The 26,395-nt window shown below is 72.1% G+C and carries 24 protein-coding genes and 3 pseudogenes; 15 read left to right on the top strand and 12 right to left on the bottom strand.

Annotated elements, in window-relative coordinates; translation table 11 throughout:
- Positions 1-2,226: pseudogene (locus BM536_RS33475) on the top strand (tetratricopeptide repeat protein); the annotation flags it as partial.
- Here BM536_RS33475 and BM536_RS33470 read toward each other — a convergent pair.
- Positions 2,227-3,916 (bottom strand): annotated as a pseudogene (locus tag BM536_RS33470) (bifunctional 3'-5' exonuclease/DNA polymerase).
- A 64-nt stretch (positions 3,917-3,980) separates the two neighbouring features.
- Positions 3,981-4,721 carry a Clp protease N-terminal domain-containing protein gene (locus BM536_RS33465; protein ID WP_073495639.1) on the bottom strand — a complete coding sequence of 247 codons (741 nt, stop codon included), beginning with the start codon at positions 4,719-4,721 and terminating at the stop codon, positions 3,981-3,983.
- Between the two features lie 85 nt (positions 4,722-4,806).
- Here BM536_RS33465 and BM536_RS33460 point away from each other — a divergent pair, with 85 nt between their 5' ends.
- The gene (locus BM536_RS33460; RefSeq protein ID WP_094103847.1) at positions 4,807-5,913 is read left to right on the top strand and encodes a DUF2786 domain-containing protein; all 1,107 of its coding nucleotides are present in this window, start codon (positions 4,807-4,809) and stop codon (positions 5,911-5,913) included.
- 134 nt (positions 5,914-6,047) lie between these two features.
- On the opposite strand, the gene BM536_RS33455 is transcribed toward BM536_RS33460, so the two are convergent.
- From BM536_RS33455 to rpmB, 4 genes are all read right to left on the bottom strand, one after another.
- The gene (locus BM536_RS33455) at positions 6,048-6,581 is read right to left on the bottom strand and encodes a DUF4232 domain-containing protein (protein WP_073495642.1); all 534 of its coding nucleotides are present in this window, start codon (positions 6,579-6,581) and stop codon (positions 6,048-6,050) included.
- Between the two features lie 107 nt (positions 6,582-6,688).
- On the bottom strand, positions 6,689-7,243 hold the full coding sequence (locus BM536_RS33450) for a hypothetical protein (protein WP_073495645.1): 555 nt from the start codon (positions 7,241-7,243) through the stop codon (positions 6,689-6,691).
- Between the two features lie 143 nt (positions 7,244-7,386).
- Positions 7,387-7,692, bottom strand: a complete 306-nt coding sequence (gene rpsN, locus BM536_RS33445) for a 30S ribosomal protein S14 (protein ID WP_073495648.1) — start codon at positions 7,690-7,692, stop codon at positions 7,387-7,389.
- Positions 7,692-7,928, bottom strand: coding sequence for a 50S ribosomal protein L28 (gene rpmB / locus BM536_RS33440; protein WP_073495651.1), 237 nt, complete (start codon positions 7,926-7,928; stop codon positions 7,692-7,694). Before rpmB ends, rpsN begins: the two co-directional genes overlap by 1 nt.
- 62 nt (positions 7,929-7,990) lie before the next feature.
- Here rpmB and rpmG point away from each other — a divergent pair, with 62 nt between their 5' ends.
- The 5 genes from rpmG (at position 7,991) to BM536_RS33415 (ending at position 10,848) form a co-directional block, all read left to right on the top strand.
- Positions 7,991-8,155: a 50S ribosomal protein L33 gene (rpmG, locus tag BM536_RS33435; RefSeq protein WP_073495654.1), complete on the top strand. Its 165-nt coding sequence runs from the start codon at positions 7,991-7,993 to the stop codon at positions 8,153-8,155.
- A gap of 6 nt (positions 8,156-8,161) precedes the next feature.
- The gene (locus BM536_RS33430; RefSeq protein WP_073495657.1) at positions 8,162-8,416 is read left to right on the top strand and encodes a type B 50S ribosomal protein L31; all 255 of its coding nucleotides are present in this window, start codon (positions 8,162-8,164) and stop codon (positions 8,414-8,416) included.
- Complete coding sequence (locus tag BM536_RS33425; protein ID WP_094103846.1) at positions 8,413-9,594, top strand: CobW family GTP-binding protein; 1,182 nt, start codon at positions 8,413-8,415, stop codon at positions 9,592-9,594. Before BM536_RS33430 ends, BM536_RS33425 begins: the two co-directional genes overlap by 4 nt.
- A gap of 3 nt (positions 9,595-9,597) precedes the next feature.
- A complete protein-coding gene (gene rpsR, locus BM536_RS33420; protein WP_073495663.1) occupies positions 9,598-9,831 on the top strand; it encodes a 30S ribosomal protein S18 in 234 nt (77 codons plus the stop codon).
- A 756-nt stretch (positions 9,832-10,587) separates the two neighbouring features.
- Positions 10,588-10,848, top strand: a complete 261-nt coding sequence (locus tag BM536_RS33415; protein ID WP_073495669.1) for a DUF397 domain-containing protein — start codon at positions 10,588-10,590, stop codon at positions 10,846-10,848.
- A gap of 96 nt (positions 10,849-10,944) precedes the next feature.
- Here BM536_RS33415 and BM536_RS33410 read toward each other — a convergent pair whose 3' ends face one another.
- On the bottom strand, positions 10,945-11,448 hold the full coding sequence (locus tag BM536_RS33410) for an ATP-binding protein (RefSeq protein ID WP_211362994.1): 504 nt from the start codon (positions 11,446-11,448) through the stop codon (positions 10,945-10,947).
- Positions 11,449-11,802: 354 nt separating this feature from the next.
- On the opposite strand from BM536_RS33410, the gene BM536_RS33400 reads away from it, so the two are divergent.
- From BM536_RS33400 to BM536_RS33380, 5 genes are all read left to right on the top strand, one after another.
- Positions 11,803-12,627, top strand: a complete 825-nt coding sequence (locus BM536_RS33400) for a helix-turn-helix domain-containing protein (RefSeq protein WP_073495676.1) — start codon at positions 11,803-11,805, stop codon at positions 12,625-12,627.
- 149 nt (positions 12,628-12,776) lie between these two features.
- Positions 12,777-14,237 (top strand): aldehyde dehydrogenase family protein, encoded by a 1,461-nt coding sequence (locus BM536_RS33395; protein ID WP_073495679.1) that lies wholly within the window; start codon positions 12,777-12,779, stop codon positions 14,235-14,237.
- 162 nt (positions 14,238-14,399) lie between these two features.
- Positions 14,400-15,041, top strand: coding sequence for a PadR family transcriptional regulator (locus BM536_RS33390; RefSeq protein WP_073495682.1), 642 nt, complete (start codon positions 14,400-14,402; stop codon positions 15,039-15,041).
- An 83-nt stretch (positions 15,042-15,124) separates the two neighbouring features.
- On the top strand, positions 15,125-16,081 hold the full coding sequence (locus tag BM536_RS33385) for an ATP-binding cassette domain-containing protein (protein ID WP_073495684.1): 957 nt from the start codon (positions 15,125-15,127) through the stop codon (positions 16,079-16,081).
- Positions 16,078-16,836, top strand: coding sequence for an ABC transporter permease (locus BM536_RS33380; RefSeq protein WP_073495687.1), 759 nt, complete (start codon positions 16,078-16,080; stop codon positions 16,834-16,836). The genes BM536_RS33385 and BM536_RS33380 overlap by 4 nt, the downstream gene beginning before the upstream one ends.
- Positions 16,837-16,972: 136 nt before the next feature.
- Here the strand turns inward: BM536_RS33380 and gad are convergent, their stop codons facing one another.
- Both gad and BM536_RS33370 read right to left on the bottom strand, forming a co-directional pair.
- Positions 16,973-18,373, bottom strand: coding sequence for a glutamate decarboxylase (gene gad, locus BM536_RS33375; RefSeq protein WP_073495691.1), 1,401 nt, complete (start codon positions 18,371-18,373; stop codon positions 16,973-16,975).
- 87 nt (positions 18,374-18,460) lie between these two features.
- Entirely contained in the window at positions 18,461-19,744 is a 1,284-nt protein-coding gene (locus BM536_RS33370; protein ID WP_094103845.1) for an ion channel protein, read from the bottom strand.
- Positions 19,745-19,877: 133 nt separating this feature from the next.
- Between BM536_RS33370 and BM536_RS33365 the strand changes: the two genes are divergently transcribed.
- Positions 19,878-20,642, top strand: a complete 765-nt coding sequence (locus BM536_RS33365) for a MerR family transcriptional regulator (protein ID WP_073495694.1) — start codon at positions 19,878-19,880, stop codon at positions 20,640-20,642.
- Positions 20,643-20,658: 16 nt separating this feature from the next.
- On the opposite strand, the gene BM536_RS33360 is transcribed toward BM536_RS33365, so the two are convergent.
- Positions 20,659-21,024, bottom strand: a complete 366-nt coding sequence (locus BM536_RS33360) for a YbjQ family protein (RefSeq protein ID WP_073495697.1) — start codon at positions 21,022-21,024, stop codon at positions 20,659-20,661.
- A gap of 139 nt (positions 21,025-21,163) precedes the next feature.
- On the opposite strand from BM536_RS33360, the gene BM536_RS33355 reads away from it, so the two are divergent.
- The gene (locus BM536_RS33355; RefSeq protein WP_073495700.1) at positions 21,164-22,120 is read left to right on the top strand and encodes a DedA family protein; all 957 of its coding nucleotides are present in this window, start codon (positions 21,164-21,166) and stop codon (positions 22,118-22,120) included.
- Between the two features lie 27 nt (positions 22,121-22,147).
- Here the strand turns inward: BM536_RS33355 and BM536_RS33350 are convergent, their stop codons facing one another.
- Both BM536_RS33350 and BM536_RS33345 read right to left on the bottom strand, forming a co-directional pair.
- A complete protein-coding gene (locus tag BM536_RS33350) occupies positions 22,148-23,827 on the bottom strand; it encodes a threonine/serine exporter family protein (RefSeq protein WP_073495703.1) in 1,680 nt (559 codons plus the stop codon).
- A 126-nt stretch (positions 23,828-23,953) separates the two neighbouring features.
- Entirely contained in the window at positions 23,954-24,445 is a 492-nt protein-coding gene (locus tag BM536_RS33345; RefSeq protein WP_024885835.1) for an inorganic diphosphatase, read from the bottom strand.
- A 124-nt stretch (positions 24,446-24,569) separates the two neighbouring features.
- On the opposite strand from BM536_RS33345, the pseudogene dacB reads away from it, so the two are divergent.
- Positions 24,570-26,179, top strand: a pseudogene (gene dacB, locus BM536_RS33340) (D-alanyl-D-alanine carboxypeptidase/D-alanyl-D-alanine endopeptidase).
- The last annotated feature ends 216 nt before the right edge of the window (positions 26,180-26,395 follow it).

Genomic DNA, 26,395 nt, shown 5'->3' with positions numbered 1-26,395 from the left:
ACCACCCCCGCCCGCACCCACCGCCCCGCGCAACCTTCGCCACCTCCCGCCTCAACTCCCCCACCCCCGGCCCACTTCCACCGGCCGCACCGCCACCCTCCGCTCCCTCCACCGCTCCCTCGCCGCGGAGCCGCCGGCCGGCACGGGAGCGCTCACCGTCATCAGCGGTATGGCCGGCGTGGGCAAGAGCGCCCTCGCCCTGCATGTGGCCCACACCCTGAAGGAACGTTTCCCTGACGGTCAGCTCTACGTCAACCTGCACGGCGCCACCCCCGGCATGACCCCCCTCACCGCGGGTCAGGCCCTCACCGCCCTCCTCCGCGACCTCGGCACCGACCCTCGGCAGATCCCCGAACACCCGGACGCGGCATCGGCGTTGCTGCGCACCCTGCTCGCGCCGACCCGCACTCTTCTGGTGCTGGACGACGCCGCACACGCCGCCCAGGTACGCCCGCTGCTCCCGGCCGGCCGTGGCTGCGCGGTGATCGTCACCAGCCGCTCGCTGCTCACCGCCCTGGACGGCGCCCACCGCTTCCCCCTGGCGCCCCTGTCCGACGAGGAGAGCGCGGCCCTGCTGCGCGCGGTGTCGGGACGCGACGGTCTCGGCCCCGGGCACCCCCTCGTCGGCCTCACCGGCCGCCTCCCGCTCGCCCTGCGCGTCGTCGCCGCCCGCCTCGCCGCCCGCCAGGCCCTCACCCCGGACGTCCTGGCGGGCCAACTCGCCGAGACGGAAAGCCGGTTGTACCACCTGGAGTACGACGACCTCAGTGTGCGCCGCTCCCTCGCCGTCGCGCACGACGCGCTCGCCGCCTCCGACCGCGAGGCCGACCGCGACGCCGCCCTCGCGCTCCGCCGCATCGGCGCCCTCGACCTCCCCGCCTACGGCGTGCCGCTGCTCGCCCGTCTCACCGGCACCGACGGGCGCCGGGCCGAGGCCGCCCTCGACCGCCTCGTCGACGTCGCCCTCCTGGAGGAGACGGCGTACGGCCGCTACGCCCCCCACGACCTCGTGCGGGACTTCGCGCGCGAACTGGGGGAGAGCGCCGACGGCGACAGCGCCGCTGACGGCGACGGAGCCGCCGTCCCGAGGGCGGCGCCCTGGGCTGGTACGCCGCCGTCGCCGAACGCGCCCTCACGGCCATCGTCGAACCGGGCCTCGACCAGGACGACCGCCGTCTGCCCACCACCGCCCAGCCGCCCGGACACGCGGACCGGGTGCGGGACGTGCCGCCCTTCAGCGGTCCCGAGGAGGCCTTCGCCTGGGGCGACAGCGAACTGGAGAACATCGTCGCGCTGGTGGAGGACGCCACGAACGACGCCCACGGCACCGCCGACGACCACGCCCCCCTCGTCTCCACCCTCCTGCGCCTGCTCTTCCCCTACCTCCACCGCAGCGGCCGGGTCGCCGAGACGGAGACGCTCGGGCGGACCGCCCTGCGGGTGGCGCGACGGCTCGGCGACGAGGCCGCCGAGGCCTACGCGCTGGGCGATCTCGCGGGTCTGCACTTCCTGACCGGCCGCCAGCAGGACGCCCTCGCCCTCACCGACCGGGCCCTGACGATCTGGCGGCGCCTCGACCGGCTCTCCTGGATCCGGCGCTGCCTCAACAACCGGGGCCTGCTGCTGGAAGGCCTCGGCCGCTACGAGGAGTCCGGCCTCGCTCTGCGGCAGAGCCTGGAGTACTCGCGCCAGCTCGACGACCGGCACGGCGAGGCCGTCACCCACAGCCACCTCGGCAACCTGTACGAGCACACCGACCCGCGCGCCGCCATCGAGCAGCACAGGCTCTCGCTCGCCATCGGGGACGAGATCGGGGCCGTACTCGTGCAGCACTCGGCGCACTGCAACATCGGCTACGCGCATCTGACCCTCGGTGAACCGGCCGCCGCACGGCCGCACTTCGAGGAGAGCCTGCGCATTCTCGGCGGCCACAGCGACTGGCACGGCGAGTCCCAGTCCCGGCTCGGCCTGGTCCGCGCGCTGCGCCTGCTGGGCCGCACCGGTTCCGCCGTCCGCGAGTGCGCCGAGCTGCTGCGCCGCGCCGACGCCCGCGCCGACCACTACACCGGCGCTCTGGCCCGCCACCAGCACGGTCTCCTGCTGCGCGCGCGGGGCAGGCCGGAGCGGGCGGTCAAGGAGTGGCGGCGGGCGCTGGCCGCGCTGGACGGCACGGACGAGAAGGCCGTCGTGGGGGAGCTGAGGGAGCTGCTCGCCGGGGCGGGGTGATCACTTGGCGTCGGCATAGCACTCCACGATCGCCGTGGTGAACGGGAACCGCACCTGCGTCCGGCCGAACGTCAGCCGTCCGGCCAGGTCCGACGCCTCCCGGATCGCGGCGACGACCGTCTCGGCCTCCTCCTCGGGGCAGTGCACGATCACCTCGTCGTGCTGGAAGAAGACCAGCTCGGCCGCCATGCCCGCGCAGGTCTGCCGCAGCGCGGCGAGCAACAGCAGGGTCCAGTCGGCCGCGCTGCCCTGGACGACGAAGTTGCGGGCGAAGCGGCCCCGGGCGCGGGCGTCGCTGGAGGCGTATCCGGGCACCCACTGGCGGGCCCCGGGAGGGTCCTCGTCCCCGGCCGGGATGCCCGCCTCCTCCGCCGTGTCCTCCCCGGTCCCGGCCGCGGGCGGGCAGGTCCGTCCCAGCCAGGTGCGCACCAGCCGGCCCTCCTCGCCGGCCCGTGCCGCGTCGTCGACGTAGGCCACCGCGCGCGGGAAGCGGCGGCGGAGCGCGGCGAGGTTCTTCAGGCCGTCACCGGAGGTCTGGCCGTAGACCGCGCCGAGCACGGCGAGCTTGGCCTGTGCGCGGTCGCCGGAGAAGGCGCGCTCGGAGACGGCCTGGTAGAGGTCGCTCTCCCGGCCGGCCACCTCCATCAGCCCCGGATCGCGGGAGATCGCCGCGAGGACGCGCGGTTCCATCTGGTCGGCGTCGGCGACGACGAGCCGCCAGCCGGGGTCGGCGACCACGGCCCGCCGGATCACCTTGGGGATCTGGAGGCCGCCCCCGCCATTGGTCACCCAGCGGCCGGTGACGGTGCCGCCCGCGAGGAACTCGGGGCGGAAGCGGCCGTCGCGCACCCAGTCCTGGAGCCAGGACCAGCCGTGCGCGACCCAGATGCGGTACAGCTTCTTGTACTCGATCAGTGGCTTCACGGCCGGGTGGTCGATCGACTCGAGTTCCCAGCGGCGGGTGGACCTGACCCGGATGCCGGCCTGGGCGAACGCCTTGACCACGTCGGCGGGCAGGTCCGGCCGCACCCGGCGCCCGAACGCCGCCGACACCTCGTCCGCGAGTTCGGCGAGGCGGCGGGGCTCGCCGCCGCCCGCGTACCGCTCGCCGAGCAGGTCGTGCAGCATCTCGCGGTGGACGCCGGCGCTCCAGGGCAGCCCCGCGCGGTTCATCTCGGCGGCCACCAGCATCCCCGCCGACTCGGCCGCCGTCAGCAGTCGCATCCGCTCCGGGTGCTCCGCCAGGTCGTGCCGCCGCTGCTGCTCGGCGTAGACCGCGAGGAGGTCGGCCAGCGGGAGGGCGGTGGCCTGCGGCTCGAAGAGCGAGGACTGCGCGCCGGGCTCGGCGGCGCGCTGCGGCGGGTCCGGCGGGACCGGGCCGCCGCGCAGCCGGGCCAGGGCGGCGGCGGCCGAGCGGGGCTCCCCGGTGCCGCCCCTCGTGACCGAGGAGGAGGGTCTCGGCGTCCTCGACGTCGTAGCACCGCTCCACTCGCACCCCCGCGGCGAGCAGACGCGGATACACCTCCGCCGTGGACCGCCACACCCACCGGCCGACGTCCGGCCGGGCCCGGACCGCCGCCGCCAGGTCCGGCTCGCGGACCACGGGGCCCGCGGGCAGCCCGTCCGGACCGAGGGGGGCCAGCTCCGCGCCACCGCCCTCGGCCGGAGCCAGTGCCCAGCGTTCGGCCATGCTGCGAGTGTCGCAGGGGGGTCTGACATCGGGCCGGAGCGACGGCCGGGGTCCGCCGCCGACCTCAGGCGTCCCGCTGTTCCTCCCGCGCCCCCACGATCTCGGCCAGCGTCTCCTCGACGTACCGCTCGACGCCCGCCTTGTCGACACCGAGCCCGCTGAGGACGCCCTCGCCGTTCTCGAACTCCAGCAGGGCCAGCAGGATGTGCTCGGTGCCGATGTGGTTGTGGCCGAGGCGCAGGGCCTCGCGGAAGGTGAGTTCGAGGACCTTCTTGGCGTCCGAGCCGTAGGGGACGAGTTCGGGAACCTCGTCGGCGGCGGGCGGCAGCGCGGCGGTCGCGGCCTCGCGCACGGCCTCCGGGGTGACCCCCTGCGCGGCGAGCGCCTTGACCGCGAGGCCCTCCGGTTCGGCGAGCAGGCCGAGGACCAGGTGGGCGGGCAAACCCTCGGAGTTGCCGGCCGTCTTGGAGGCGGTGTGGGCGGCCATGACGGAGTTCCGCGCGCGCGGGGTGTACCGGCTGAAGCCCTGGCTGAGGTCGAGGTCGGCCGACTCCTTGGGCACGAACCGCTTCTGCGCGGCCTGCCGGGTCACGCCCATGCTCCGGCCGATGTCGGTCCAGGAGGCTCCCGAACGCCGGGCCTGGTCGACGAAGTGGCCGATCAGGTGGTCGGCCACGTCCCCGAGGTGCTCGCCGGCGATGACGGCGTCCTGGAGCTGTTCCAGGGGTTCCGGGTGAACCTTCTTGATGGCGTCGATGAGGTCGTCGAGACGGATGGAGGACGTGGGATCCTGTCGCGAAGTCATGTGTCAACCGTAAGTTGACACCCCCGGACTGTCAACTCTTGGTTGACAGTCTCGGGCCGCCACGCGCGCGTGGCACGATCCATGGGTGAGCAGCACGCCCAGCACCGTCGAGCGCGCCTTCCGGGCAGCCCTCTACGACGACACCGACACCGCCCTCGACACCGGCGCCTCCCTGCTGGCCGCCGACCCGGCCGCGGACGCCGAACTCGACCGGCGCGGCGAGGAGTTCCTGGCAGCGGCCTGGCGCCGCGGCTGGCAGCCCGCGGACCTCGTACGCCTCGTGCGCCGCGACCTGGAGGACACCCACGTACGACTGCTCGCGGCGCTGATCCACGCACAGGCGCCGCACGACCGGGCGCGCGGCCGGCGCTGGTCGGCCCAGCTCGAGGAGCTGCCCACCGAGCCCTCGCCCCGCACCGGCGACCGCTTCTCCCACGCCACGGCGGTCCTGGAGCTGTACCGGCTGCTGCTGCGGCTGCCCACGCTCGAACCCCTTCAGGAGGCGAGCGGACGGCCGCGCTCCGACTCGCGGATGCTCACCCGCATCCGCGCGCTGCTCGCCAAGGCGGAGGCGACCGGGTTTCCCGAGGAGGCGGAGGCGCTCACCGCGAAGGCGCAGGAGCTGATGGCCCGGCACAGCGTCGACGAGGCGCTGCTCGACGCGGCGGCTCCGGCGCCGGACGCGCCCGGCGCCCGTCGCGTCGGCGTCGAGCCGCCGTACGAGCAGGCCAAGGCGGTGCTGCTGGACGCGGTCGCCGGCGCGAACCACTGCCGGGCCGTGTGGAACGAACCTTTCTGCTTCTCCACGGTCGTCGGCTTCGAGGCCGACCTGGAGGTGGTGGAGCTGCTCTACACCTCGCTCCTGGTGCAGGCCCGGACCGCGATGACGAAGGCGGAGGCGGCTCAGCGGGCGGGTGGCCGCAGACGCACGAAGAGCTTCCGCCAGTCGTTCCTGGCCGCCTACGCCCACCGCGTCGGCACCCGTCTGGCCGCCGCGGCCGCGACTCCGGTCACCGCCGACCTCCTCCCGGTCCTGGCCTCCCGGGAGGTGGCGGTCACGGCGGCCACGGACCGCCTCTTCCCGCGGACGACCACCACCCGCCTGCGAGGCGTCACCGACGAGGCGGGCTGGACGGAGGGCGCCGAGGCGGCGGACCGGGCCCAGGTCCACTCCCGCCCGCACCTGCCCTGACGGGAAGACCCGGGCAGGCGACCGGACGCGGCAGCCCCCGGAACCAGACAGAGCAACCAGACCGAGCAACCAGTCCGAGGAATCAGTCCGGGGAACCAGTCCGGGGAACCAGTCCGAGGAACCAGTCCGAGGAATCAGTCCCCCGCCACCTGGAAGGCGCTCACCGAGGCGTCCGGCACGTCGCCGTCCTTGAGGGCGACCGCGCCGTAAGACCAGTCCAGGCTCTCGGTGGCGGAGGCGTCGGGCAGGCCGTACTTGAGGGTCTTGACGGCGAGGCTGCCGTCGCCGTCCTCGCCGCGGGCGTAGGTGATCGTGAACGAGGCGGTGCCCTGCTCGGCGAGGGGCAGCGGCTGGGACTCGGCGGCCTCGTCGCGGGGGACGGCGACGGTGGTGCCGTCGGCCTCCAGCTCGACCTCCGGGAAGCCGTCCAGAGTGCACTCCTTGCCGCCGTTGGTGATCGTGACGGTCACGTTGCCGGTGTCCCCGGCGGCGGGGGCGGCGTTCACGGCACCGGCCGCCATGGTCAGATCACCGGCGGCGCAGGCGGTGCCGGAAGCGGACGAGGCCTTGCTCTCCCCGTCGCCGGAGGCGTTGTCGTCCCCGCCCCCGCAGGCGGTGAGCAGGAAGGCGGCGGCGAGAGCGGTAACGGTGATCGGAACGGCGCGCATGAGTGTGGTCCCTACGGTTACGTGACGGTGCTCGGAGGATCATCACGCATGAACGCCCTCTTCCGCCGCACGCCCCCGCCCTCGTGCCCGCCCTCGTGATCGCTTCGCTATCCCGGACCGGCCGTCGGCAGCCCGGACGGCCACTGCCCGCCCTCCGCCTTGGTGTACGTCTCCTTGCCGGCCGCGCCGTCCCAGGTGATCCGGAGGCTCTTGCCGTCGGCGGAGTCGACCATGCCGGTCGTCCGGTCCTTCTTCCCGCTCGCGCAGGTGAGCCGGATCATCGTCATGTCGGCCTCCTTGCCGGCGGTCCCGCTGCACACGGTCCCGCCGGTCGCGAAGAGGGCGGCCTGCTCCCCGGTGATGATGAGGGCGACGGCCCGGCCGTCCGCCGTGGTGAGCCAGCTCCCCTCCAGCTCGCCGGAGGCCGTGACCGGGGCGGAGGAACCGCTCGTCCCGCCACTGGCGCCCCCGGTGTCCGAGCCGGACGTGACACTCGGCGTGGCCGAGGACGAGCCGTCGGAGTCACCGCCGCCGCTGCACGCGGCCAGCGTGAGCGCCCCCGCCAGCGCGGCGGCGGTCACGGCAGCCCGCGCCCCCCGGCGGGACGTCCCGCGCGTGGGACGCGGGGTGGGCGAGGGGCGCGAGAAGTTCGCCGAAGTCACTGCGGGCTCCCAAGCTGTAGCCGGACGGCCGGATCGACCGGAAGAACCGGAAAGAACCGGAGGGACCGGCAGCAAGCTACCAGCCGGGAAACAAGGGAGGCCCGCCCCCGACGAGATCGCCGGACGGCGCGAGCCTGCGGACCTCACCAGGAGGCCTTGCGCACCCCCGGCAGATACCCCGCGTGCGCCTGTCCCCGCAGGTTCACCCGGGACAGCCCGAACGCCCGGTGGTATCCGCGCGGTCGCCCGTCCACCTGGTCCCGGTTGCGCACGCGCGTGGCGCTCGCGTCCCGCGGCTGCCGGCGCAGCTCCCGTTGCGCGGCCAGCCGTTCCGCCTCCGTCGACGACGGCCGCCGGACGATCTCCTTCAGCTCGGCCCGCCGCTCGGCGTACCGGGCGACGACCTCCTGCCGCTGTTCGTTCTTCGCGATCTTGCTCTTCTTCGCCATCAGACCCGCACCCCCCGCGCCCGGATCCGGGCGACGGCCGCCTCGACGCCGATCACGTCGACCGTCTTGATCCCCTTCGTGCTCAGCCGCAGCCGTACCTGACGGCCCTCGCTCGGCAGCCAGTACCGCTTGGACTGGATGTTGGGGTCGAAGCGGCGCGAAGTGCGCCGGTGGGAGTGGGAGATGCGGTTGCCGAAGCCCGGCTGGGCGCCGGTCAGCATGCAGTGCGCGGACATGGGTGACGTACCTCTCCTCGAAGTCAGATGCTAATGGAATTCATTTTCAGTAAGGTAGCAGCATGGCACGCAACGAACTGCGCCCGGTCATCAAGCTCCGCTCCACCGCGGGCACCGGCTACACGTACGTCACCCGCAAGAACCGCCGCAACGACCCGGACCGCATGACCCTGCGCAAGTACGACCCCACCGTCGGCCGCCACGTCGACTTCCGAGAGGAGCGCTGACCAGCCATGCGAGAGGGAATCCACCCGCCCTACGGTCACGTCGTCTTCCGCGACCGCGCCGCCGGCCACGCCTTCCTCACCCGCTCCACGATGAGCAGTGAGAAGACGGTCGAGTGGGAGGACGGCAACACCTACCCCGTCGTGGACGTCGAGATCTCGGACGTCAGCCACCCCTTCTACACCGGCACCGCCCGCGTCCTGGACACGGCCGGCCGCGTGGAGCGCTTCGAGCGCCGGTTCGGGAAGCGGGGCGGGGCGTGAGTCTGCCGGTGGTGATCGTCGGCGGACTGCACGCCGAGGCCCGCCGGACGACCGTCGCGCGGCTGCTCGCCGACGTCCCCGGCAGCGTGGCGCTCCACCACGACCTGGCGACGGCGGCGGCCGGCACGGTCGTCCGCACGATCCGGGACGCCGAGGGCATCCTCTCCGCGAGCGAGACGCCGCTGGTCAACGACTGCGCCTGCTGCGCCCTGCGCGAGGACCTCGTGCCCGAGCTGCTCCGTCTCGCCGGCGACCCGGCCACCCGGCTGGCGGTCGTCGAGCTGTGGGACTCGGTCGAGCCCAAGGCGATGGCGGAGGTGGTCGTCGCCGGCGGCCTCACGGTCACGGGCGTGATCGCCGCCGTCGACCCGGCGCTCCTGCTGCCGTACCTCGGCAACGGCGACGACCTCGCCGACCGCGGCCTCGCCGCCGCGGCCACCGACCAGCGGACCGTCGCCGACACCTTCGCCCGGCAGCTGGAGTACGCCCCGGTGCTCGCCGTCGTCGACTCCCCGGAGGCCGACGAGGAGGACCGCGAGCTGCTGGCCCAGCTCCACCCGACGGCCCGCCGGGTCCCCGTCCGGGGCGGCCACCTCGGGGACCCGGCGGGGGCATCCGGACGTGCACAGGGTGAGCCGCGCTCGCCGCTGGTCGCCGCCGCGTTCGCCGGCTTCGACGTGGAGGCCGCCGCCGCGGCCCAGCACCCGGCCTGCGCCCTGCTCCCCGCGGAGGCCGACGCGCACGGCGTCACCACCTTCGTCTGGCACCGCCGCCGCCCCTTCCACCCGGAGCGGCTGTACGCGGCGCTGGAGGACCTGACCTGTGCCGCCGCCCGCAGCCGAGGCCGGTTCTGGCTGGCCGACAAGCCGGACGTGCTGCTCCACTGGGACGCGGCCGGCGGAGCCCTGTGCGTGGAGTCCGCGGGCCCCTGGCTGGCCTCGCTGCCGGACGCGGCCTGGGAGATGCTCCCGCCGGTGCGCCGGGCCGCGGCAGCCATGGACTGGCACCCCGAGCACGGCGACTGCTGTCAGCACCTGGTCTTCACCTCGCCCGGCCTCGACCGGGACGGACTCCACGAACTGCTGGAGTCCTGTCTGCTGACCGACGCCGAGTACGCCGCCGGGCGCGACGCCTGGAAGCGGCTGCCGCCCGCCTTCGACACCCTCCTGGAGGTCTGACCCGTGCCCCGCAAGAGCGAACGCAAGCCCGTCAAGAACCGGCCCAACCCGCTGGATCAGGCCGGAATCACCTACATCGACTACAAGGACACCACCCTGCTGCGGAAGTTCGTCTCCGACCGCGGCAAGATCCGCAGCCGCCGGGTCACCGGGGTCTCCGCCCAGCAGCAACGCCGCCTGGCACGGGCCGTCAGGAACGCCCGCGAGATGGCGCTGCTGCCGTACAGCACCCGCTGACACCTCGGCGAACTCCGGTCATCTGCGTACGATCGCTCCCCTCATCACCGTACGACGTACTCGCTGTTCGTACGAGGAGAAGCGCACCCGCCGTCCAAGCGTCCTGGCGGGATGGCCCGCCCCGATATCCGTCAACCGGCCGCCTCCTGGGACCTGTCAGGAGACGGGACCGGCCTCGCCCCCGCGGCCGACACCTCTGTCGCCCACGGGGGCGAGGCCGTTTCGCGGCGGGGAGTCGGAGGCCGGGGTCCTGGCCTGTTCGCGGCGGGGGCGGCGACGGGGCGGACGGCTGCCATGCTGTCGATGCCGGGTTCGCCGGAGGCTGCCCGCCGGCCCGACGGGGTGCCGAGTGGAGGGCCGGCGTCCGGCCGGGCGGGGGCGATCCGGCCGCCCGCCGCTGCCCGCGCCGGGGTCGGTCGGCCGAACCGTGTCCGGGACGACGGAACATCGAGGGCACCCGATGCGTCTCTTCCTGTGCACGAGTGGTTCGATCCGTACTACCTGTCCTGCCCGTCCTGCCGCAGGCCACCCAGGAGAACCGGTGGCCGCATGTGGTGCGGGCCCGGGGGCAGACGCGCGAAGGGCCCCAGCACCGTTCCGGGCTCGGTAAAGCAGGCGTCAAAGCTGTAACCACGTAGGCACCCCGCGTGCACGTGCATCTGCTCATGCAGGCGCACGTGAACGGGGCTATGATCCGGAACAGTTGACCACGGCATCTATGGCCACACGAGCCAGTGCACCACCAGGGAGCGACCTGTGGACCACGACGTTGACGGGGGGCACGACGTGTACAACGGCATGGCGGCCACACAGCTGTACGGCGTTGCCTGGCAGAAGAGCCGGCACAGCAACTCTCAGGGATCCTGCGTCGAGTTCGCGCGACTGCCCGGCGGTGAAGTGGCCGTGCGCAATTCGCGCTTCCCGGACGGTCCGGCGCTCGTCTACACGCGGGCCGAGATCGAGGCGATGCTCCTGGGCATCAAGGACGGCGAGTTCGACCACCTGATCGTCGGCTGACGGCGGTCCGTCCCTCCGTGCGACGTGCCGGGAAAAACGGTGCACAAGGACTCGCGACGCGCGTAGAACCGCGGCACCGGAAGGTGCCGCGGTTCGTCATTCGGCGGGGGCGCGCAGCCGGAACAGTGCCCAGACGACCTTGCCGCCCAGGTTCGGGGAGAGTGGGTGCCAGCCCCAGCCCTCGGCGAAGGAGTCGACGAGGAACAGGCCGCGGCCCGACTCCGCCGCGAAGTCGTCCACCTCACGCGGCAGGGGACTGTCGTGACCGGGGTCGCGCACCGCGCACACCACCCGCTCGGTCCACCGCAGCAGGTGCAGCCGCACGGGCGGCCGCTGCTCGGGCACGCACGCGGTGGCGTCGGACGGCAGCCCGTGCCGCAGGGCGTTGGTCACCAGTTCCGAGACCACCAGACATATGTCGTCGAACCGCTCGCCCACATCCCACTGGCCCAAGGTTTTCCTGGTGAACTGGCGTGCCTCGCGCACCGCTTCGAAGCGGGCCGGCAGGGCGCAGGAGGCCGCGTCGGACACGGCCGCGGGATCAAGCGGCGGAAGGCCCCGCCGTAACGGCTCGAGCATGGTCGATCCATTCGTCCCCATGCGAGGCACTCCCGGGATTCGCGGTCGTTGCGATGCAGCGGTGGCGCGGGACCATGGTTTCCGATGCGAAGGGCAGATGCAAGGGCAGATGCACGTGCACGTGACCGAAATGGACCCGCCCGTACCGCTTCTTGGCCATTTTTTCCGCCATCCTCCTGCAGTTGGCGAACACTTCCCTTGCTTTCTGCTCACCCTTCCCTCGCGCAGCAGCATGTGTACCCTGTGGCTTTTTTCCATCTCTGTAATCGGGCGAGTACTGCTCGAAGTGTTTTAGTGGCAGACTGCGGGCCCTGAGGACGGTTGGGGAGGCTGGCGAACGTGAGCGCGGGAGAGCCCGGATCGGTGGTGCGGCGGATGCTGCTCGGCTCGCAACTTCGGCGACTGCGTGAGGCACGCGGCATCACACGCGAGGCGGCGGGGTACTCGATCCGGGCGTCGGAGTCGAAGATCAGCAGGATGGAACTGGGCCGGGTGAGTTTCAAGACCCGTGACGTCGAGGATCTGTTGACGCTGTACGGCATCGCGGACGACGCCGAACGCCAGGCGCTCGTCGGACTCGCCCGCGAGGCCAACGTGGCTGGCTGGTGGCACAGTTATTCGGACGTGCTGCCCAACTGGTTCCCCACCTACGTGGGCCTGGAGGGCGCCGCCTCCCTGATCCGGGCGTACGAGGTCCAGTTCGTGCACGGCCTGCTCCAGACCGAGGCGTACGCGCACGCGGTCGTACGGCGCGGGATGAAGGGCGCGAGCGCGGCCGACGTCGACCGGCGGGTGGCCCTGCGCCTGGAGCGCCAGAAGTACCTCGTCGCCGAGAACGCCCCCGACTTCCACATCGTCCTGGACGAGGCCGCCCTGCGCCGGCCCTATGGCGACCGCGAGGTCATGCGCGAGCAGCTTCAGCACCTGATCGAGATCTCCGAGCGGCCCAACGTACGGCTCCAGGTCATGCCGTTCAGCTTCGGCGGGCACTCCGGTGAGTCCGGCGCCTTCACCATCCTGAGCTTCCCGGAGTCCGACCTCTCGGACGTCGTCTACCTGGAACAGCTCACCAGCGCCCTCTATCTGGACAAGCGCGAGGACGTCGCCCAGTACGAGCAGGCACTGAAGGAACTCCAGCAGGACAGCCCCGGCCCCGACGAGAGCCGGGACCTGCTGCGCGGGCTGATCCAGCTCTCGTAGCGTTCGTGCGGCTCTTGTGGGGTTTCCCCTCGGGAAACCCAGGAGTGCCCCAAGTGGTACCCCAACTCCCTTGAAACACCCGTACGATGACGTGTGATCAGATCGTGATGCCGATCGCAGCCGATCGCAGCAGGGGATTGAGGGATCACATGTCGTCGTACTTCACAGACCTGGCCCAGCAGTACATCGACGGTAAGTGGCGTCCAGGGACCGGGTCCTGGGACATCATCGACTTCAATCCCTACAACGGCGAGAAGGTCGCGTCGATCACCATAGCCACCGTCGGCGAGGTCGACGAGGCCTACCGTGCCGCCGCCCGCGTCCAGAAGGAGTGGGCGGCCACCAACGCCTACGCCCGCCGCTCGGTCTTCGAGAAGGTGCTGCGACTGGTCGAGGAGCGCGAGGCGGAGATCAGCGAGGTCCTCGTCGACGAGGCCGGCGGCACGTTCGGCAAGGCCGCCTTCGAACTCCACCTGGCCAAGGAGTTCCTGCGCGAGTCGATCCACCTGGCGCTGCGCCCGGAGGGCCGGATCCTCCCCTCGCCGATCGACGGCAAGGAGAACCGCGTCTACCGCGAGCCGGTCGGCGTCGTCGGCGTGATCAGCCCCTTCAACGTGCCCTTCCTGCTGTCGTTGAAGTCGGTCGCCCCCGCGCTGGCCCTCGGCAACGGCGTGGTGCTCAAGCCGCACCAGAACACCCCGATCTCCGGCGGCACTATCATCGCCAAGCTCTTCGAGGACGCGGGCCTGCCCCCGGGCCTGCTGAACGTCGTCGTCACCGACATCGCCGAGATCGGCGACGCCTTCCTGGAGCACCCGATCCCCCGCGTCATCTCCTTCACCGGCTCCGACAAGGTCGGCCGGCACGTCGCCACCGTCGCCGCCTCGCACTTCAAGCGGTCCATCATCGAACTCGGCGGCAACAGCGCCTTCGTCGTCCTCGACGACGCAGACGTGGACTACGCGGTCGACGCCGCCGTCTTCAGCCGCTTCGTCCACCAGGGGCAGGTCTGCATGGCCGCCAACCGCATCCTGGTCGACCGCTCGCTCGCCGACGAGTTCACCGAGAAGTTCGTCGCCAAGGTGAAGACGCTGAAGTCCGGCGACCCGCGCGACCCGCAGACCCTCATCGGCCCGGTCATCAACTCCTCGCAGGCCGAAGCCGTCTCCGGCGTCGTCGACCAGGCCATCGCCGAGGGCGCCACCGCCCTGCTGCACGGCACGACCACCGACAATCTCGTCGAGCCCTCCGTGCTGAGCGACCTGCCCGCCGACTCCGCCCTGCTCCAGCAGGAGGTCTTCGGCCCGGTGGTCTTCATCAACACCTTCGACGGCGAGGAAGAGGCCGTACGCCTCGTCAACGACACCCCCTACGGGCTCAGCGGCGCCGTCCACACCGGCGACATCGAGCGCGGCGTCGGCTTCGCCAAGCAGATCGTCACCGGGATGTTCCACGTCAACGACGCCACGGTGCACGACGAGCCGATCGTGCCGTTCGGCGGCGAGAAGAACTCCGGCGTGGGCCGCCTGAACGGCGAGACGACCCTGGAGGCCTTCACGACGACGAAGTGGATCTCGGTCCAGCACGGTCGCAGCCGGTTCCCCTTCTAGGCCCGCCTTCCCCTTCCAGGCCCGCCTTCCCGGCGGGCCTTGGGGACGCCCTCAGGCCTGCCGCCCCGTTCCGGCCGATTCCCTCTCCGGGGTCCGGCCGGTTCTGCCCCCCGCTCCCGGCCCGTTGACCCCGCGGGTTCCGGGCGGCCTAATCTGGACGCCATGTCAGCGATCCGTCTCCTCGTGCTGGGCTCGGTGCGTCAGCACGGGCGGGCCCACGGCTACCAGGTCCGCAACGACCTGGAGTACTGGGGCGCCCATGAGTGGTCCACCGCCAAACCGGGCTCGATCTACCACGCCCTGAAGCAGATGGCGAAGCAGGGACTGCTGCACGCGCACGAGATCGCCCCCTCCACCGCGGGCGGCCCGCCCCGCACCGAGTACGAGATGACCGAGCAGGGCACCGAGGAGTACTTCCGGCTGGTGCGCGAGTCGCTGACCGCGTACGACCAGAAGATGGACGTGAAGTCGGCGGCCCTCGGCCTCATCGTGGACCTGCCGCGCGCCGAGGCGGTGTCGCTGCTGAAGGAACGGGTCCGCCGCATCGAGGAGTGGCGCTCGGCCGTCACCGACCACTACGTGCCCGAGGAGGGCCCGGAACAGCTCGGGCACATCGGCGAGATCATGAACCTCTGGGTCCACACGGCGGACGCCGAGGCCGAGTGGACCCAGGGCCTGATCGCGCGGATCGAGGGCGGGGCCTACACGTTCTCCGGCGAGGGCGAGCCGTTCGTCGGCGTCCTCGCGGACGACCAGGAGAACCCGTACGCGACGGGGGAGCGGCACCCCGGAGACGACCGCTAATCAAGTTTGACGACCCGGTGGGGCCGCGTTACCTTGGTCGGGTAGTCAAGTTTGACTAACGAGAAAACGTGGGGGTTCGGTACATGGCCGACGCGGCAATCACCGTCGAGGACGTACGCAAGAGGTACGGCGACAAGCACGCGCTGGACGGGCTCGACCTCACCGTGGCCCGCGGCACGGTGCAAGGGGTGCTCGGCCCCAACGGCGCGGGCAAGACGACGCTGGTCAGGATCCTGTCCACGCTGCTGCGGCCGGACTCGGGCCGGGTCGAGGTGGCCGGGCACGACGTGGTGCGCCGGGCCCGCGAGGTCCGCCTGCGCATCGGCCTGCTCGGCCAGCACGCGGCACTCGACGAGGAACTGGGCGGCCGCCAGAACCTGGAACTGTTCGGCCGCCTCCACCACCTGGGCGCCCGCCGCGCGCGGGTGCGTGCGGACGAACTGCTGGAGCGCTTCGAACTCGGTGACACCGGCCGCAAGCCCGTCCGCTCCTACAGCGGCGGCATGCGGCGCCGGCTGGATCTCGCGGCGTCCCTGATCACGGACCCGGAGGTGCTGTTCCTGGACGAACCGACGACCGGACTCGACCCGCGAGGCCGCGCCGAGGTGTGGTCCGCGGTCCGCTCCCTCGTCGGCGGCGGCACGACGGTCGTGCTCACCACCCAGTACCTGGAGGAGGCCGACCAGCTCGCCGACCGCATCTCCGTCGTGGACCACGGCCGGATCATCGCCGAGGGCACCGCGGACGAACTGAAGGCGCTCACCGGCGGCGACCGCATCGACGTCGTCCTGCGCGACGAGGGCCTGCTGGGTGCCGCGCTCGCCCTGCTGCCCATGGCCAAGGACGAGGTCTCCGTCGACCCCGACCGCCGGCTGCTGAGCGCCCCGGTCACCGACCGCATGGCCGCCCTCTCCGCCGTCGTCCGCGCCCTGGAGGAGGCCGGCATCCAGGCGGAGGACGTGGCCCTGCGCCGCCCCACGCTCGACGAGGTCTTCCTGCACCTGACCGGGCCGGACGACCGCACGAAGGAGGCCCTGTGAGTACGTACGCGCTGACCGATTCCTGGACCATGACCCGGCGCGAACTCGCCCACTGGGCACGCCAGCCCGGCCAGCTGGTCGTCGGGCTCGTCTTCCCGGTGATGCTGCTGCTGATGTTCGCCTACCTGGTCGGCGGCGGCCGCGAGGTGAACGGCGACTACCTCGACTACCTGATCCCCGGCATGCTCGCGCTCACCATGGCCTTCGGCCTGGAGGGCACGATGCTCGCCGTCACCCGGGACCTCGACAAGGGCGTCATCGACCGGTTCCGGTCCATGCCGATGGCCGACGGCGCGGTCCTGGTGGGCCGCTCGGCGGCCGACATGCTCCAGTCGGCACTGGGCCTGGCGGTGCTGATCGGCGTCGGGTACGCGCTCGGCTGGCGCGCCCAGGGCGGTGCCGGTGCCTTCCTGGGTGCCGTGGGTCTCCTCCTGCTGTTCCGCTTCGCGATGCTGTGGATCGGCATCCTCCTTGCACTGGTGGCCGGGAAGCCGGAGATGGTCCAGGCCGTGCAGATCCTCATCTGGCCGGTCGGCTTCCTCTCCAACGCCTTCGCCACTCCGGAGTCCATGCCGGGCTGGCTCGGCACGGTCGTCGAGTGGAATCCGATGTCCCGGACGGCGACCGCCGTACGTGACCTGTTCGGCCCGGCGGGGCAGACCGACGGCCTCTGGCCGGCCGTCGTCTGGCCGCTGGTCCTGCTCGCCGTGTTCTTCCCGCTGGCGGTCCGCAGGTTCGGGCGCATGAGCCGGTGACGCGGTGACGCGGTGACGCGGTGACGCGGTGACCCGGTGACCCGGTGGCGCGGCGACTCGGTGGCGCGGTGACCGGAGACCCGGTGACCCGCACACCCGGTGACCCGGACTCCCGGTGGCGCAGTGATCCACTCACTCAGTGATGGAAGCCGGTGGCCGCCTCCTTGTCCCCCGTCAGGGGGTGCGGCTGCCGGCGCAGCTCCGGCAGCAGCCGTGTCAGGTCGTCCAGGAACAGGTCGGCCAGGTCGGAGGAGAACCCGTTGCGGCACACGATCCGCACGACGGAGAGGTCCTCGCGGTTCGGCGGGAAGGTGTACGCCGGCACCAGCCAGCCGTGCTCACGCAGCCGCCGGGAGACGTCGAAGACGTCGTAGGACTCGACTCCCGGGGCCGTGGTGAAGGCGAACACGGGCAGTTGGTCGCCCCGGGTCAGCAGCCGGAAGTCACCGAGCGCGTCCACCCGGTCGGCGAGGCCCCGGGCGACCTCCCGCGTGGAGCGCTGCACGGCCCGGTAACCCGAGCGGCCCAGCCGCAGGAACGTGTAGTACTGCGCGACGACCTGGGCGCCGGGCCGCGAGAAGTTGAGCGCGAAGGTCGGCATGTCGCCGCCCAGGTAGTTGACGCGGAAGACCAACTCCTCGGGCAGGGCGTCCCCGTCACGCCACAGCGCCCAGCCGACACCGGGATAGACCAGCCCGTACTTGTGCCCCGAGGTGTTGATCGAGGCCACGCGCGGGAGACGGAAGTCCCATACGAGGTCCTCGTCCAGGAAGGGCGCGATCATCGCGCCGGACGCCCCGTCGACGTGCACCGGGATGTCCAGGCCGGTGCGGTCCTGGAGGGCGTCCAGCGCGGCGCACAGCTCGTCGATCGGCTCGTAGGACCCGTCGAAGGTGGAGCCGAGGATGCCGACGACGCCGATCGTGTTCTCGTCGCACAGCTCGGCGGCGGCCTGGGGGTCGAGGTGGAAGCGGTCACCCTCCATGGGCACCAGGCGGGCCTCCACCTCCCAGAAGTTGCAGAACTTGTCCCAGCAGACCTGGACGTTGACCCCCATGACCAGGTTCGGCCGGGCGGTCGCGTCCGGATGGCGTTTGCTCCACCGCCGCTTGAGGGCCATTCCGGCCAGCATGCAGGCCTCGCTCGACCCGGTCGTCGAACAGCCCACGGCCGCCGATGGATCAGGCGCGTTCCACAGGTCGGCGAGCATGGCCACGCAGCGGCGCTCCAGCTCGGCGGTGCGCGGGTACTCGTCCTTGTCGATCATGTTCTTGTCGCGGCACTCCGCCATCAGCACCCCGGCCTGCGGCTCCATCCACGTGGTGACGAAGGTGGCCAGGTTCAGCCGGGAGTTGCCGTCCAGCATCAGTTCGTCGTGCACCAGTTGATACGCCGTCGAGGGCGGCGTCGGGCCGTCCGGCAGCCGGTGCTTGGGCGGCGCCTCGGTCATGCCGCTGACCGGGTCCGCCTCGCCGTAGAAGGGGTTCACGGACAGGGACCGCTCGTCGGGCTCAGCGGGGCCTTTGTGCAGGGGCATGGGGTTCTCCTGTCAGGGTGAGGGCGGCGGGACCGGTCGGGGCCAGTGGCGTCCTGCCGCTTCATCGGATCGAAGGGGCTGATCGGTTCACCGAATCGCCGTCCCGTCCTCCCGCAGCTGCATCTGAGGCCTGCCGGTCACCAGCAGCCAGGCCGGCAGCGAGGCGATGCACAGCAGCGCGAGGATCGCGGGGGACGAGATCAGGACGGCGGCGACGAAGAGGCTGACCCAGCCCTGCCGGGTGATGGCGAGGAGCACACCGAGCACGGCCGTCGCCACCCCGACCGCGGGATGCACGGCGGGCACGACCGCATGAGCGGTCAGCCCGAGCGCGACGCCCACGAACACCGCCGGGAAGATCCGACCGCCCCGGAAACCGCAGGACGTGGCGACGAGCAGCGCGGCCAGCTTCACCACCGTCATCGTGGCGAACTCCCCGGCCGTCCAGCCGTCGGGATCGTGAGCCAGCTCCCCGACCTCGTCCAGTCCCTTGAAGAGCGTCAGGTGGCCGCCCAGGGCCGCCAGCAGCCCCAGCACGACCCCGCCGGCCGGCAGTGCCAGCATCGGGTGCCGCAAGCGCGCGAACGCGCCGTGGACGTACGGGAAGGCGCGCACGGCGGCCATTCCGAGCAGCGCGCCCACGGAGGCGATCACCACCGCCGACAGCAGGTCGCCCCAGCCGGGCTGCCCGAACGGGGGCAGACCGAGGTCGAAGCTCGGGTGGGCCACCAGGGTCGCCGTCATCGCACCGGCCGCCGCCGCGACGAGCGGCGCGAACACGTTGTCCCACAGCGGCCCCTCGGTCCGCCGCCCGGCCAGCGCCTCGGAGATCAGCAGCGCCGCCGCGACCGGCGTGCCGAACAGCGCCCCGATCGTCGCCGCCTCCGCCAGCACCGGCCACACCCGGCCCGGCGCCCGCGGCAGCAGCCGGCGGCCCAGCCAGTACGCCAGCCCCACGTTCACCGCGATGATCGGGTTCTCCGGGCCCAGGCTCGGCCCGCCGGCCAGCATCAGCATCGTCGCCAGCAGCAGCCCCGGCAGCACCACGGGCGGCAGCACGGGCGCGTCGAGGCCGGTGGTCGCCGGATCGGGGCCCGCGTGCCCGGGCACCTTCCACACCACCAGCCCGACCGCGAGGCCGGTGGCGGTGAGCATGGTGACCATCCACAGCACCGAGTAGCGGCCCACCCCCAGGGCGTCCGGCAGGTTCCCCCACAGGACGCTCTGCAACTGCTCGGCCAGCTCGCTCACCAGCAGCAGAAGCAGGCTCGCCAGCACTCCGACGACCAGGGCGGGCAGGATCGCGGGCAGCAACGCGCGCGCGGGAGTCGCCGGAGAGGGGAGCGACTGCCGCGCGGTGTCCTGGGTCACGGGTTCACGATAAGCGGACATATCCGGCGCCGCCCGGAGAGGCGGGAGCCACCGGCGGACCGCGACTTGCACCTGACGCCACGTGAGGGCCCACCGTGGGGTGCGAACCGAGAAGGGAAAGGGAGCGGACGAAGTGAGCTACTCCGTAGGACAGGTCGCCGGTTTCGCCGGAGTGACGGTGCGCACCCTGCACCACTACGACGGCCTCGGCCTGCTCGTCCCGAGCGGGCGCAGCCACGCGGGTCACCGGCGCTACGGCGACGCCGACCTCGACCGGCTGCAGCAGATCCTGTTCTACCGAGAACTCGGCTTCCCGCTCGACGAGGTCGCCGCCCTGCTCGACGACCCGCAGGCGGACCCGCGCGCGCACCTGCGCCGCCAGTACGAGTTGCTGACCGCCCGCATCGAGCAGCTTCAGAGGATGGCCGCGGCCGTAAAACACGCCATGGAGGCACGTGAGATGGGCATCGACCTGACCCCCGAGGAACGCTTCGAGGTCTTCGGCGACAAGGACCCCGAGCAGTACGCCGAGGAGGCCGAGCGGCGCTGGGGCGGCACCGAGCTGTACGCCGAGTCGCAGCGCCGGGCCGCCCGCTACACCAAGGACGACTGGCGGCGCATGCAGGCGGAGGTGGCCGACTGGACCGGGCGCTACGACGCGCTCATGGCCGCCGGGGAACGGCCCACCGGCGAGCGGGCCATGGACCTGGCCGAGGAACACCGGCGGCACATCAGCGGCTGGTTCTACGAGTGCTCGTACGAACTCCACCGGTCCCTCGGCGAGATGTACGTCGCCGACGAGCGGTTCAAGGCGTTCTACGACTCCACGCGCGCGGGCCTGGCCGAGCACCTCAAGGAGGCCATCACCGCCAACGCGGCCCGGCACACACGCGCGTAGCGCCCCGTGGCCCGGGTCACTCCCGGGCCACGACCACCGCCGTCCCGTACGCGCACACCTCGGTGCCCACGTCGGCCGCCTCCGTCACGTCGAAGCGGAACGCCAGCACGGCGTTGGCCCCACGCGCGCGTGCCTGCTCCACGAGCCGGTCCATGGCCTGGTTGCGGGTCTCGACGAGCGTCTTGGTGAGCCCTTTCAGCTCACCGCCGATCATCGACTTCAGCCCGGCCCCGATCTGGCTCCCGAGGTGCCGCGAGCGCACCGTCAGCCCGAAGACCTCCCCGATCACCTGTTCGACCCGGTGTCCGGGTACGTCGTTGGTGGTGACGACCAGTACGTCCGGCTGGGGCCCCTGGCCGCCGCCGTATTCTTCGATGCCCATGCCCACAGGTTTGCCCGACCGGGCTCACAGTGCATCCTGGGGAGCCCCATGGAACCTGGGGCGGACGCATTGCGTTGATAGCTTTGTGCGGCCGTAGAAGGACGCTGTATTTCCTCACCCCCGTCAGGAGCCCGGAACCGTGACGACCCTTGCCCTCGGACCGAGCTGGCTGGACCCCGACTATCTGCTGGACAGTTTCGGCATCTGGGGTCTGCTGCTCATCGTCTTCGCGGAGTCGGGCCTGCTCATCGGATTCTTCCTGCCGGGCGACTCGCTGCTGTTCACCGCGGGTCTGCTCATCACGTCGAAGCAGCTGGACTTCCCGCTGTGGGCGGCGATCGTGCTGATCTGCGTCGCAGCCATCCTGGGCGACCAGGCGGGCTACATGTTCGGCAAGAAGGTCGGCCCGTCCCTCTTCACCCGCCCGGACTCCCGCCTCTTCAAACAGGAGAACGTCACCAAGGCGCACGACTTCTTCGAGAAGTACGGCCCCAAGTCCCTGGTCCTGGCCCGCTTCGTGCCCATCGTCCGCACGTTCACGCCGATCATCGCGGGCGTCAGCGGCATGCGGTACCGCTCGTTCCTGACCTACAACGTCATCGGCGGCATCCTGTGGGGTGCGGGCGTGACCCTGCTCGGCTCCTGGCTGGGCAACATCGACTTCGTCAAGAAGAACATCGAGCCCATCCTGCTCCTGATCGTCCTCCTCTCGGTGGTCCCGATCATCATCGAGTTCCTCCGCGCCCGCTCCCAGTCGAAGAAGAACTCCCGGCAGGCCGAGCCCCCCGCCCAGCCGCAGCCCGCGTACCAGCAGCAGCCCATGGACGACGCCACGACCCAGCTCCGCCGCATCGAGGAACACGACCCGTACGGCAACCAGGGCGGCAACCAGGGACAGAACGAGTACCAGGGGCGGAACGAGTACCAGGGCGAGTACCGGCAGAACGACTACTACGGCCAGCAGCCCCAGCAGCAGCAGTACCAGCAGGAGTACCCGCAGCAGCAGTACCCCGAGCAGCAGCAGTACCCCCAGCAGCAGGACTGGCAGCCCCAGCAGCAGAACGGCCAGTACCCGTACAACCAGGGCGGCTACTGACAAGCGGGCACCCGTAAGGCGCCCGCGTCAGAATCCTCGGGTCCGCTTCGCGGCACGCCGCTTCTCCGCGGACCCGATCCGCAGGAACAGCCGCGAGATCTCGGACCCGAGGTTCACACCGATGGCGATGGCCATCGCCAACGCGGCCGCCTTGGTCAGGGAGACCAGCCCCGCGTCCACCTCGTTCTGCGCGATGGCCAGCAGCCCGAAATACGTGGCCGAGCCGGGGAACAGAGGCCCGATCGCCGCGGTCGTGTAGGGCAGTGCCGAAGCGAACCGGTACCGGGACAGCAGCTGCCCGAACAGCCCCACCACGCCCGCCGCCACGGCGGTGGAGGCCACCGGCGAGATCCCGCCGGCGTAGTGCATCGCGCCGTACACCGACCAGGCGACGCCCCCGTTCAGCGTGACGGCCAGCACGGTGGACCGTTCCTGCTGGAGCAGTACCGCGAAGGTCAGCGACAGCAGCATCGACGCGCCGATCTGCCACAGCGGCCGTTCGGTGCTGCCCAGGTAGGCGTCGGGGTTGAGATGGGCGCCGAGCTGGACGCCGAGGTAGAGCATCAGCAGTACGCCGACGACGATGCCGACGAAGAAGTACATGACCTCCAGGAGGCGGGCGGCGGCGGTGATGTAGAAGCCGGTCAGACCGTCCTGGACGCCCGCCACGAGGGCCCGTCCGGGCAGCAGCGCGAACAGCCCGCCGGTGATGACGGCGGACGCCTTCACGTCGACGTGGCCGAGCGTCAGCGCGATGCCGATCGCGGCGGGCGGCATCGCGGCCACCAGGAACTGGTAGAACTCCGGCATCCCGCGCCCCGCGCACAGCCACGCCAGCCGGTCGCCGAGCATCGCCCCGATCGCCGCCGCCACGAACACGACCAGATCGCCGCCGACGAGCACCGAGGCCGCGCCCGCGAGCAGCCCGCTCGCCGAGGTCAGCACCCAGGTCGGATAGGGGTGCCGGTTGCGCCGCATCTCCGCGAGCCGCCGGTAGGACTCCTCCAGGGAGATGTGCGTCTCGGGGTCGCTCAGGTCGTCGACGAGGTGGAAGACGGCCGCCAGCCGGGTGTAGTCGGTGCCCCGGCGCCGTACCGTCCGCGACGCCGTCACCGGGTCCTCGACGAGAGACGGCTGGTAGGAGATCGACAGCAGGGTGAAGGTGACGTTCGGCTCGCAGCGGTCGAGCCCGTAGGAGCGGCAGACCGCGAACATCGCGGCCTCCACGTCCTCGGCGCCCTCCCCGCCCGCCAGCAGCAGCTCGCCGATGCGCAGGGTGAGGTCGAGCACGCGCGGGACGGCCGGACCGCCCTCCTCCGCCTTGGGCGGCGGCTCCGGCGCGGGCCGCTCGGCCACCGGCATGCGCAGCATCGTCCGCATCCGGTCCTGCCAGGGCACGTCCTTGGTCAGACTCACCACGGGAAAGCCCTCGGCGGGCGTGAAGGCGGGCGGGGCGTGCCGCGCGCTGTACGTCTTCGGCAGACTGAACGCCGACCCCTCGGGCTCCCCGTCGGCCGGCTGCGTGACGTCGAGGCCCTCCGGAACGGCGAACTCCGACGTGGTCTCCGGTTCGCCCCCGCCCTTGGGCCCCTTGGAGGCCTTGGGGACGGCCAGTCCGGGTGGGATCGCGAACTCGGAGGTGATCTCCGGATCGAACGTGCCCTTCGCCTCGTCCGACTGCGGCTTGCGGTCCTCCGCCTCCGTCACTGGGCAACGCTCCCTGAACGACACATTCCGTAGACCTCAGTATGCGCAACGGCACGTGCGCAACGGCATGCCAAAGGGCCGCACGCACGCGTGCGGCCCTTCACGGCCCCTCAGGGGCCTGGCGACTCAGTGGCCGCCCTGGTCCTTGAAGCGCTTGTACGACCGCTCGATCTCGGCCTCGGCGTCGACGCGGCCCACCCAGTCGGCGCCCTCGACGGACTTGCCCGGCTCCAGGTCCTTGTAGACCTCGAAGAAGTGCTGGATCTCCAGCCGGTCGAACTCCGACACGTGGTGGATGTCCCGCAGGTGCTCCACGCGCGGGTCGGTCGACGGGACGCACAGCAGCTTGTCGTCGCCGCCGGCCTCGTCGGTCATGCGGAACATGCCGATGGCGCGGCAGCGGATGAGGCAACCCGGGAAGGTCGGCTCGTCCAGGATGACCAGCGCGTCCAGCGGGTCACCGTCCTCGCCGAGAGTGTTCTCGACGAAGCCGTAGTCGGTCGGGTAGGCGGTCGAGGTGAAGAGTCGACGGTCCAGGCGGATCCGACCGGTCTCGTGGTCCACCTCGTACTTGTTCCGCGAACCCTTCGGGATCTCGATCGTGACGTCGAACTCCACCGGTGGCTCCTCCATGATCAGCACATAGTTCTGGTGGTTAAGTGTCCCTCACGCAGGTGTGTGATCGCGAAAGGGGCTGGTGATCGTGCCCGAGCTGAGGCCTTGGCGGGCCGCGAGACCCCACGTGGTGCGGGCCGCGGACGCCGTACGACCCCGTCTGGCACGGGCCGCAGGGATCGTACGGCCACGTCTCGCGCGCGCGGCGGCCGCCGCCGAGCCGTGGGTCGCACGGCTCACGCAGGCGGCGAAACCGCAGCTCACGCGGATCACGAGGCCGAAGACCGGCCGGACCTGGCAGTACACCGCGGGTGCGACGACCGCCGGACTGGCCCTGGCCGTCGGCGTGGCGACCGCCGCCGGCCCCTGGGACTCCACCGGTCAGCGTACGGCCGAGCGGGACCGGGCAGCCGCACTGGAGCGGGCGGGTGGCGTAGATCACGGCCGCCCGACCGAAGGGTCCGGTACGTCCGACACGGCGGCCGGGGCGCCGGGGCCCGCCCCCAGCGCCGGGGCGGTCCTGACGGGCCTCGGGGGAGCGACGACCACCGTCAGGTCGGCCCCGGGTTCCGCCGCCCTCACCCGCGTCCTCGGCCCGCTCCTCGCCGACCCGGCCCTCGGCACCCGCCGTACGGCCGCCGTCGTCGACGTGAGCACCGGCCGGCGGCTCTACGGCAGCGGAGCCGACACGGCGCTCACCCCGGCCTCCACCACGAAGATCGCCACCGGGGTCGCCGCGCTCGCCGCGCTCGGCCCGACCACCGCCTCACCACCCGCACCGCCCTCGAGCCCGGCACCAGGGAAGTCGTCCTCGTCGGCGGCGGCGACCCCACCCTCACCGCCCGCGAGACGCCCGAGGGCTGGGCGAGCCTGCGCACCCTCGCCGCCTCCACGGCGACGGCCCTGAAGAAGCGCGGCATCACCCAGGCGACCCTCTCGTACGACACCACGCTGTACGCCGGCACCGAAGTTCACCCGATCGGAGTCAACCCGAACCTCGCCCGCGTCACCGCCCTGACCGCGGACGAAGGGCGTACGGACGGCTCGTCGAGCGGCCCGGTGACCCGTGTGCCCGACCCGGCGGCGGACGCGACCAGGAAGTTCGCCGGGTTCCTGCGGGCGTACGGCGTCAAGACGTCCGCGCCCGGCCCGTCGAAGGCCTCCGCGCGCGCGGAGGCCCTGGCCACGGTCTCCTCGGCCCCGCTCGCCTCGATCGTCGAGCGGATGCTGACCAACAGCGACAACGACATCGCCGAGGCGCTCGCCCGCCAGACCGCCCTCGCGACCGGCGTGCGTGCCGACTTCGCCGGCGCGGGCAAGGCGATCCGCATCCAGCTGGGAAGGCTCGGGCTGCCGCTGGACGGCGTCGACTTCAGGGACGGCAGCGGCCTGGACCGGAACGACCGCCTCACCGCGAACCTCCTGACCGCGCTCCTCGTCAAGGCCGGCGACCCCGCCCGCCCCGACCTCCGCCCGGTCCTCACCGGCCTGCCCGTGGCCGGATTCACCGGGACCCTCACCACCCGCTACACGGGCACCGCGGCCGACGCGGCCGGCGTCGTCCGCGCCAAGACCGGCACCCTGACCGGCGTCAACACCCTCGCCGGCACGGTCGTCGACCGCGACGGCCACCTCCTGGCCTTCGCCGTCCTCACCGCCGACACCACGGACCCGACGGCAGCCCAGTCAGCCCTGGACACAGCAGTCACGGCCCTGGCGGCGTGCGGCTGCTCCTGACCCAAGGGCCACTGACTGCCTGCGGGCATGCGTGCCGCCCGGAGCGACGGGGGGTGACGGGGGGTGTGGGCGCAGGTGGCACCCCGTGACCGCCGGGCTGCGCGACCCACCCCGGAGCCCCGGCCCCGACCGGCCGGCCCCTCGTCCCACGGCCACGCCGACCCGGTCCCCACCCCGAGCCGACCCTCGAGGCATCCCCCACTCCCGCCCACGCCC

The sequence above is a fragment of the Streptomyces phaeoluteigriseus genome, assembly GCF_001896135.2.
In the GTDB taxonomy this organism is placed as follows: Bacteria; Actinomycetota; Actinomycetes; order Streptomycetales; family Streptomycetaceae; genus Streptomyces; species Streptomyces phaeoluteigriseus.
This window is presented reverse-complemented; position numbering and strand designations above follow the sequence as displayed.